2 protein-coding genes are annotated in these 1,391 nt (G+C 71.3%); both read left to right on the forward strand.

What is annotated here, in order from left to right; genetic code table 11:
• A partial coding sequence (locus G6020_RS05415; protein WP_182609922.1) for a vitamin K epoxide reductase family protein occupies positions 1–685 on the forward strand: 685 nt, incomplete at its 5' end.
• Positions 686–790: 105 nt separating this feature from the next.
• On the forward strand, positions 791–1,391 hold a 601-nt coding region (locus tag G6020_RS05420), incomplete at its 3' end, for a glycosyltransferase (protein ID WP_182609923.1).

Here is a 1,391-nt window from a genome sequence, read left to right on the forward strand (position 1 = left end):
AGACGCCCCGGACGTCGACCCCACGGGCGCCCCCGCCGAGCCCGTGACGATCGCCCCCGCCGCGGGCACCGGCGCCGACGCCCACTCCGGCGTCGTCTCGCGGGTGTTCACCGACCGGTGGATGGGCGTGTTGCTGACCATCGGGTCGGTCATCGCCCTGGTGGCGTCGTTCCAGCTCAGCCTGGACAAGATCCGGCTCCTGGAGAACCCGGACTACATGCCGGCCTGCAACTTCTCCATCCTGATGAGCTGCAAGAGCGTCATCAACTCCGAGCAGGGCTCGGTCTTCGGCTTCCCCAATCCCTTCATCGGGCTGGTGGGCTACGCCGTGCTCATCGCGATCGGCGTGGCCGCCGCCTCGGGCGTGCGCTTCCCGCGCTGGTACTGGGTGGGCGCGCTGCTGGGCCTGACGTTCGCCGCGGGGATGGTGCACTGGCTGGCGTACCAGTCCATCTTCTCCATCCAGGTGCTCTGCCCCTGGTGCATGGTCGTGTGGGCCGTGACCATCCCCATGTTCTGGTACACGCTGCTGCACGTCCTGGCCAAGCTCACCGGCGCCGGCTGGGTGCGGGCGCTCCAGCGGTGGCACCTGGTCCCCGTCGTCGTGTGGTTCCTGGCCATGGCCGCGATCATCCTCTGGGCGTTCTGGGACTTCTACTGGGCGGACTTCTTCGGCAACCTCTGACGGGAGCACGCTCCGACCGGCAGAGCACTCCGACCAGCAGAGCCCGTCGGCCGGCCCACGCCATCCCCGCCACCGGCACCGCCCGTGCGACCTGAAGGGAACCCGATGCGCTTCGTGGGAATCGACGTGGTGATCCCGGTCCACGACGAGCAGGAGCTGCTCCCCGGGTGTCTGGACTCGCTCGAGGCCTGCGCCGCGGTCACCCCCGTGCCGGTGACGGTGACCGTGGTCCTCGATTCCTGCACCGACGCCTCCGGGTCCCTCGCTCGCGGCCGGGCCCGGATCGTGCGGTGCGACGCGCGCAACGTCGGTGCCGCGCGGGCCGTCGGGTTCGACTCCCTCCCGCGACCCGCCTCGCCGCAACGGTCCGGGCAGCGCTGGTACGCCACCACCGACGCCGACTCGCGCGTGCCCCCCACCTGGCTGGCCGACCAGCTGGCCCGGGCACTCGACGGCGCCGACGTGGTAGCCGGTCTGGTCGAGGTGACCGACTGGTCCGAGTGGAACCCGGACACCCGGGTGCGCTACCTCGAGGGCTACCGGGCCGGTTCCGACCACCGGCACATCCACGGCGCCAACATCGGCATCTCGGCCCGTGCGTACCGCGATCTGGGCGGGTTCGAGCCCCTGCCGGTCCACGAGGACGTGCGCCTGGTGCACCGAGCCGAGGAGGCGGGGCTGTCGATCGCCTGGTCCACCGCGACGA

The organism is Dietzia sp. B19 (assembly GCF_014145155.1).
In the GTDB taxonomy this organism is placed as follows: Bacteria; Actinomycetota; Actinomycetes; order Mycobacteriales; family Mycobacteriaceae; genus Dietzia; species Dietzia natronolimnaea.